The sequence below is a fragment of the Methylobacterium sp. J-070 genome (assembly GCF_022829385.1).
In the GTDB taxonomy this organism is placed as follows: Bacteria; Pseudomonadota; Alphaproteobacteria; order Rhizobiales; family Beijerinckiaceae; genus Methylobacterium.
In genome coordinates, this window is sequence record NZ_JAKSXX010000063.1 from 84,513 (window position 1) to 92,122 (window position 7,610).

Annotated in this window: 4 protein-coding genes and 2 pseudogenes; 4 read left to right on the forward strand and 2 right to left on the reverse strand. The window is 69.0% G+C overall.

Features of this window, described 5'->3' with window-relative positions:
* Positions 1–36: 36 nt before the first annotated feature.
* Complete coding sequence (locus tag MKL01_RS04385; protein WP_243904011.1) at positions 37–756, reverse strand: SDR family NAD(P)-dependent oxidoreductase; 720 nt, start codon at positions 754–756, stop codon at positions 37–39.
* Between the two features lie 527 nt (positions 757–1,283).
* On the opposite strand from MKL01_RS04385, the gene MKL01_RS04390 reads away from it, so the two are divergent.
* The 4 genes and pseudogenes from MKL01_RS04390 to MKL01_RS36100 all read left to right on the forward strand — a co-directional run.
* Positions 1,284–2,387: a mandelate racemase/muconate lactonizing enzyme family protein gene (locus MKL01_RS04390; RefSeq protein ID WP_243904012.1), complete on the forward strand. Its 1,104-nt coding sequence runs from the start codon at positions 1,284–1,286 to the stop codon at positions 2,385–2,387.
* Positions 2,388–2,507: 120 nt separating this feature from the next.
* Positions 2,508–3,914 (forward strand): MFS transporter, encoded by a 1,407-nt coding sequence (locus MKL01_RS04395; protein WP_243904013.1) that lies wholly within the window; start codon positions 2,508–2,510, stop codon positions 3,912–3,914.
* A gap of 614 nt (positions 3,915–4,528) precedes the next feature.
* The gene (locus MKL01_RS04400) at positions 4,529–6,550 is read left to right on the forward strand and encodes a pyridoxamine 5'-phosphate oxidase family protein (protein WP_243904014.1); all 2,022 of its coding nucleotides are present in this window, start codon (positions 4,529–4,531) and stop codon (positions 6,548–6,550) included.
* 466 nt (positions 6,551–7,016) lie between these two features.
* Positions 7,017–7,076: pseudogene (locus MKL01_RS36100) on the forward strand (hypothetical protein); the annotation flags it as partial.
* A gap of 295 nt (positions 7,077–7,371) precedes the next feature.
* Here MKL01_RS36100 and MKL01_RS04410 read toward each other — a convergent pair.
* Positions 7,372–7,610: pseudogene (locus MKL01_RS04410) on the reverse strand (helix-turn-helix domain-containing protein); the annotation flags it as partial.

Below are 7,610 nucleotides of genomic sequence, written 5' to 3' on the forward strand. Positions count from 1 at the left end.
TCGCGCGGGTCGATGGGCCGTGCGCCGCCGAGGTCCTCACCAAGGCTCCTTGAAAGGCCGTAGGTCCATCTCGGAGGTCCAGACGGTGCGCGGCTGCGCGTGCAGATGCCAGAAGGCCTCCGCGGCATCCTCCGGGCGAACGAGGCCGTCGGGACCCCGTGCGCGGTAGGCTTCCGGGAAGAGCCGGCTCGTGGCTTCGTTCTCGACGAGCCCGTCGATGATGACGTGAGCCACGTGGATCCCCTCGGGTCCGAGCTCCCGCGACATGGACTGGGCGAGGGCGCGCAACGCGTGCTTACCCCCGGCGAAGGCCGCGAAGCCCGCCTGGCCGCGCACGCTGGCGGACGCGCCGGTGAACAGGATCGTGCCGCGGGCCCTCGGTCGCATGACGCACGCGGCCTCCCTGCCGACCAGGAAGCCGGCGAACGCGCACATCTCCCACACTTTCCGGTAGACGCGCGGCGTCGTCTCCGCGATCCCGAAACGCACATTGCCGCCGACATTGAATACGCAGGCCGCGAGCGGCCCGATCTCGGCCTCGACGGACCGCACGAGCTCGGCGACCTGCCGCTCGTCCCGTGCATCGGTGTGACGGGCCGTCGCCTGGCCGCCGTCGGACCGGATCCGGTCGACAAGGGGCGCCAGGTCGCCCCTGCGCCTCGCCGCGACGACGTGCAGCCCTTCGCGGGCGAAGCGTCGCGCGATGGCGGTGCCGAGACCGTCGCCGGCCCCGACGATCAGGGCTGCATCAGGCATGACCGTGAGCCGGTCCCGTCGCATATGGCGGATGTGGCCGCACGGTTCGCCGCTCCCTGTGTCGAAGGGTGACGCTTTCCCATCCGTGCCGGCGGATCAAACGAAATGATTTGATGGGCTTATCTCCCCCGGCGATAGTCGAGCGTGACGAGGGGGCGGTCGTTCGATCGAGCCGCGCACCCCGCCGCCAAGTCGCCGCCCTACCGCTCTGACCCGCCGGGCCGGGAGCCGCCGCGCCGTCGTTCGCAAGACGAAGGCTACAGACCCTGGGAGCGCGGCGGAGACGTCGCGCGAGGCGCTCGCTTCGCGGTACTTCATCAGGCCAAACAACAATCAAAGCAATTATTATTTGTGATGACACCAATCTGATTTTTTAATGATCATAGAGCGAGATATTTCTTGTTCTTCAAGATGAGCGAACGTAGTGATCAGCGATTCGCCGGTCAGGTAGATCGATCGTCGATTTCAGAGCCAAATCAGCGCCCTTTGGCTGAGCATCTGATTTTCTGCTTTGGAGGGATAATCCAATGAAAATCGCCGCCGTCGAATCCATCCCACTGCGGATCCCGTTCACGGCGGGCGGCCGGTCCGACGAAGCGGTTTGGGGGCGGGCTGGCCTGCAGACGGTCGACTCGCTGATCGTCAAGGTGACCACCGACACCGGCGCCGTCGGCTGGGGCGAGACTTTCGGCTTCGGCGCAGTCGCGGCCTCTAAGGTCGTCATCGACACGGTGCTCGCCCCTGAGATCGTCGGGCGGGACGCCACGGCGCTGGGCAAGCTCATGGTCGATCTGCAGAAGAAGTTTCATATATTCGGACGCGGCGGTCCTTTTATCTATGGTCTCTCGGCGATCGACATCGCGCTCTGGGACATCGCGGGCAAGAGTGCCGGGATTCCCGTGCACCGGCTGCTCGGCGGAGGCGCCGCGTCCTCCCTCCCGTGCTACGCCAGCCTCGTGCGGTACGCAGATCCCGGACTCGTGAGGGAGAACGTCGCGCGGGCCGTGCAGGCCGGCTTCCGGCACCTGAAGCTGCACGAGATCGACGTCGACTGCGTGCGGGCGGCGCGCGAAGCGGCGGGGGACCACGTCGAGATCACCCTCGACGTCAACTGTCCGTGGTCGGTGCGTGAGGCGCTCGACATGGCCGAGCGGCTGCGGCCGTTCAACCTGCGATGGCTCGAGGAGCCGGTGTGGCCGCCGGAGGACTATTCGGGGCTCGCGCGCGTTCGGCGGGATGGCGGCATCCCCGTGGCGGCCGGCGAGAACGCCTCGACGTTGATGGAGTTCCAACGCCTCCTCGATGCGGGAGCCGTCGACTTCGTCCAGCCGAGCCCGGCGAAGATGGGCGGCCTCACCGAGCTCAGGAAGGTGTTCGCCCTGGCCGAGGCGAACGGCGTGGCTGTCATGGTCCACACCTTCTACGACGGTCCCGGATTGCTGGCCAGCGTGCATGCGAGCGCGGCCCTCGGGGGCCCGCGCGCGATGGTGGAGTGGCGCTTTTTCGATCTTGAGGCCCAGCTCTACGGCGATGCGATCGTCCCGCGGGACGGCGCGATTGCCGTGCCGAATGGGGATGGCCTCGGTCTCGAGCCGGACGAGGGCGTCATCCGTGATTACCGACTGAGCTGAGGCGCGGGCGCCCCGACAAAGGGTCACGCCCCAGCGTAGGCGCCGCGCACAGGGCGGATCTCCCCGCGATGGTCGGCGGCCGCACCCGATGGCGCAGCCGCATCGCTCGATCATACCGCGGTGACCGTGTCGGACCGACGGCGCGTCGGTCGTCCCGACCTCGTCGACAGAACATGTTTGGAGATTGCCATGTCGGATCCGCAGGTCGCCGCGTCGGCGTTGGGCAAGGTCAACAGGCGGTTCATCCCGCTGCTGTTCACATGCTTCGTAGCGGCCTGGCTGGATCGGGTGAATGTCGGCTTCGCCGCATTGACCATGAACAACGACCTGGGCCTTTCCTTCGCGTCATTCGGGATTGGGGCCGGCGTCTTCTTCCTTTCCTATTTCTTCCTCGAGCTTCCGTCCAACCTCTTGCTCGAACGCTTCGGGGCACGGCGCTGGATAGCCCGGATCCTGATCACATGGGGGATATTGTCGGGCGCGATGGCGCTCGTGCAGGGGGAGAGATCCTTCTACGCGCTGCGGTTCCTGCTCGGCGTCGCGGAAGCGGGCTTCTTTCCTGGCATCGTGTACTTCCTATCGACGTGGGTGCCGGCCGCGGCGCGTGGCCGGATCACGGCGAGCTTCCTGCTCGCGATGCCCGTCGCCAGCGTGATCGGGGGGCCCCTGTCCGGCGCCCTGATGCAGCTCGACGGGACCGCCGGCCTCCACGGGTGGCAATGGATGTTCCTGGTCGAGGCGCTGCCTGCGATCGCGCTGGGTCCGATCGTGCTGTCCGTGCTCCGCGACAGCCCCGCACAGGCCGAGTGGCTGACCGAGGCGGAGCGGACATGGCTGGTCCGGACGCTGGCCGATGACGCCACGAAGGTGCCCGCCGGGCACGGGGGCGCCCTCAAGCTGTTGTCCAGCCCGCTCGTGCTGATGTTGGGCGCCGCCTACTATGGCGTCGTCGGCCTCAACTACGGGCTGAGCTTCTTCCTGCCACAGATCGTCAAGGGGTTCGGCCTCTCGATCACGGAAACCGGCTTCGTCGCCGCGGTTCCGTTCGCCGTCGCGTCGATCGGGATGATCGGGTGGGGCCGTCGATCGGATCGACTGGGCGAACGCCGGTCCCATCTTCTGTTCCCGCTCGCCCTCGCCGTGCTGGGCTTGGCGGGCTCGACGCTCGTCGGCCCGCCGACGCTCCGTCTCGCGCTCCTCTCGGTCGCCGCCTTCGGGATCTACTCCGCGCTACCGATCTTCTGGACGCTGCCGGCGGGCGTGCTCCCGCCTCGCAGCGTCGCCGCGGGAATCGCGATCGTCAATTCGCTCGGCAACCTGTCGGGATTCATCGGTTCCTATGCGGTTGGCGCGATCAAGGACATGACCGGCAGCTTTGCCGGTGGCATGCAGATGATCGCCGGCTGCGGGGCCGTGTCCGTCCTGCTGCTGTACTTCGTGACCCGGGACATCGCGTGGGCGCGCACGGAGCCCGCCGGGCCGGGCGAGGGGACGAAGCACCTCACCGAGCAGCCCGGGACGCCCTGAAGCGCGACATGGCGAGGCCAGCGGGATGCCGGACACACCGGATCGATGCTGCGACATGCGCGGCCCCGAGGCCTCCGGTCCGTAACCGCTAGGCCAGACTTGGCCGAGGCGGGGACGGATGCGGAGCAGCGGCGTGAAGACGTACCCGCGCGACCGCTCCCATGGCACCATGTCCGAAGGTCTTGCCGCGTCGGACTCGCAGCGGGACAGGATACGGAGGTCATGACGGCAAGTCTTCTGAGATGTTCGTCGAAGGCCGGAGGCACGATGCCGTTCCGGGATCGCACGTCGGTTGAGGGTTGCGCCTGCGGGTCCGAGAGCATGAAGGATCGCGGCGGGGCGGCGCTCCGGAAGGTGCCCGACACGTACGGGCCATTCGCATCGCTGGATGCCATCCTGGGATCGGACCCTATCGACGGGGGCTGATCGAACCGCCCCGAGCTCGGAAATCCGCCAAGCCCGGGCGGCATCCGGGAACCGCTCGTCGGCGACATCGGTCTCGACGGCCCCCTCAAAGGCATCATCCAGGCCAGAGCCCATGTCGCGGGGGATGGTCGACGGGCTAGCCTGCCAAGCCGCGACTATGCCGGTGGCCTCGCGGGGGCGACAGCTCAATGAGCGGCGGACCATACCATGACGCCGAGCTCGCACTGCAGGAGCGGACGGGGCGTCGGGCTCTCGCCGCTGCCCTCGAGGCGCGCCTCTACAAGGAAGTGATGCCGGAGGTCGCGACGTTCCTGCCAACCTTGGCGTACGCCGTGCTGGGATCGCTCGACGGATGTGGCAGGCCCTGGGCTTCGATCCTCCCGGGCGAGACGGGCTTCCTCGTCCCCGAGCGCCAACGGCTCACGATCCGCGCCCAGCCGCATCCGGAGGATCCGCTGCTCGCGAACACGGTTCGGCGCGGCGATCTCGCGATGCTCGCGATCGACCTCGCCGCGCGCCGGCGATACCGCATCAACGGCAAGGCGGAACGAAGCCCCGGCGCCATCGTGCTCGACGTGGAGCAGTGCTACCGAAACTGCCCCCAGTACATCAACCTACGGCAAGCCTCCGCGGCGGAGCGGCCCGCCCATCCGTCCCGCCCTCGACCGGCGCGTCGCGCGCAAGCCCTGGACGAGGGGATGGCCGCCTTGGTCGGAGCCTCCGACACCTTCTTCATCGCCACGCACGGCACCGGCATCCCCTCGACCGATCCCCGGCTCGGGGCGGACGTCTCCCATCGGGGCGGCAACCCGGGCTTCGTGACGGTCCTCGACGACGGTCGCCGCCTGGCCTTCCCCGACTACGTCGGCAACTTCATGTTCAACACCCTCGGGAACCTGGCCCGCTACCCACGCTGCGGGCTCGCCTTCGTCGACTTCGGGACCGGCTCGACGCTGCAGGTCACCGGCACGGCCAGCGTCGACTGGGGCCTGGAGCGCGCTGCCGCCGTGCCTGGCGCCCAGAGGATGGTCGATGTCACGGTCGAGTCGGCCATCTGGATCGACGAAGCAATCGCGCTGAACTGGCAATTCCTGGAGCCCGCGCGCGACCTCAGGCGCTTCCGGCGCCTGGTGCCCACGAGGCCCGTCCCGGCGCGCGAAGCGTCCGCGCCGGACGTGGAAGGCTTCGAGCGCGTCGCCGTCGCCGAGGTAATCGACGAGGCCGACGAGATCCGCTCGCTCTACCTGCGGCCCTTGGGGGGGCCGGTCCGGCCGTTCCTTCCTGGCCAGCACCTGCGGGTCCGCGCCACGCGGCCCGGCCAACCGCAGCCCCTGACCGGCCACTACAGCCTTTCGCTGTTCGAGCCTTCGGCAGGCTCGTATCGGATCGGGGTCCGAAGGGTCCCCGGCGGCGGCGAGGCATCCATGTCGAACTTCCTGCACGACGGGGTCGGCGTCGGCAGCGAACTCCTCATCGGCGGGCCGCAAGGCGGCTTCACGCTGGACGTCGCGCGCGGAGGGCCGGTGGCCCTGGTCAGCGCGGGGATCGGCGTGACCCCGCTGCTGACGATGCTGCAGGCGCTCGCGGCCGCGCGGCGCAGGAGGCCGGTCTGGTTCATACACGGCGCCCGGAACGGGGCCGAGCAGGCATACGCCGCCGAGGTCCGGCGGATCTCGGACAGGCTCTCGAACGTGACGGCGCACGTTCGGTTCAGCCAGCCGCGCGAGACGGACTTCCTGGGCCGCGACCACGACAGCGTCGGCCACGTCGATGCCGAGCTGGTCGCCGGCATGGTGCCCGCGGCGGCCGACTTCTATCTCTGCGGGCCGGCGCCGTTCATGGACGGGATCCGCCACGGCCCGCGGGCCCGCGGCGTCGGGCCGGACCGCATCCATTCCGAGTCCTTCGGCCTCCCAAAGCCCGCCGGGCGGCCCGATGGCCTTGGCCTCCAGGGCGCGAAGGTCCGGTTCGACGAAGCCGGCCTCCAAGCCGAATGGGACGCGCGCTTCGGCAGCCTGCTCGAGCTCGCCGAGTCGCAAGGGTTGCACCCGCCCTTCGCATGCCGATCCGGCGATTGCGGGACCTGCGAGCACCGCCTGTCTTCGGGCGCGGTCGCCTATCCGACGGAGCCCAGCTTCTCCCCACGCGCCGAGCACGTCCTGCTCTGCTGCGCCCAACCCGTCTCCGACGTCGTCGTCGGCGGACCGTGACGTGAGCGATCGGGAAAAGGCAGGCGGGCGAAGCCCATGGAAGCCGGGATCCTCCTACATGGCGGTGCTTATCGAGACGGGACCGGTGATCGCCCGCGACGAATGCGGACCGGGGCGCAGCCTTGCGGCGCGGTCCCTGATGTGTGCCGGATGCAAGTCGTCGGCTCAGCTTGAGCTCCATGCCACCATCCTGGCAAGTATCCTGCCGGGATGCGCACGGACTTCGCCATCGGTTGGCGCTTCTTTGCTAGTGGTCGAAATCTGACGGTTGAGTCCGCCCGGGGTTCCGGTTTGGGCCGTGTCCTGCGAGTCTGGCAGGATGCGCAGCGGCATCTCTATTACGCTTCCCGCTTCCGATCGCCTTCGGCTCCAAGCCCTCGTGGCGGACCGGAATACGGCGCAGAAGCATGTCTGGCGCGCTCGCATCGTGCTGCTGAGCGCCGATGGGCTCGGGACGCACGCGATCATGCGTGAGGCGGGCGTGTCCAAGACCGCGGTCTGGCGCTGGCAGGAGCGCTTCGCACAGGAGGGCATCGATGGGCTCCTTCGCGACAAGACACGGCCAGCCCGCATCCCGCCCCTCGGCCCGGAGGTGGCGGCGCGCGTCGTGGCCCTGACGCAGGGAGAGCCACCCGGCGAGACCACGCCTTGGCCGGCGGTTGCCTTGCCAAAGCTGGCATCCACCAGCTCTCCGTCGGTCCGCGGGACTTGCCCGGGGCCGGCCCTGCAGCCGCTCCGGGTCCGGCAGTTAAGCCCTCCCACCGACCCGGCTTTCCCGCCCAACGCGGGGTCTCACCGGGCGGCCCTCCTTGCGTCAGGGGCACGACGCCCGCCGCCCCCTCCGGGCCGAGGGGCCGGATGCAGGCTGGCCGTGTCTTGTCCCGCAGCAGCCCATCCATGCCCTCCTGTGCGAAGCGCTCCTGCCAGCGCCAGACCGCGGCCTTGGACACGCCCGCCTCACGCATGATCGCGTGCGTCCTGAGCCCATCGGCGCTCAGCAGCACGATGCGAGCGCGCCAGACATGCTTCTGCGGCGTATTCCGGTCAGCCACGAGGGCTT

Coding starts and splice junctions, on each gene's coding strand:
- MKL01_RS04390 (WP_243904012.1), top strand. CDS start 1,284: ATGAAAATCGCCGCCGTCGAATCCATCCCACTGCGGATCCCGTTCACG.
- MKL01_RS04400 (WP_243904014.1), top strand. CDS start 4,529: ATGAGCGGCGGACCATACCATGACGCCGAGCTCGCACTGCAGGAGCGG.
- MKL01_RS04385 (WP_243904011.1), bottom strand. CDS start 756: ATGCCTGATGCAGCCCTGATCGTCGGGGCCGGCGACGGTCTCGGCACC.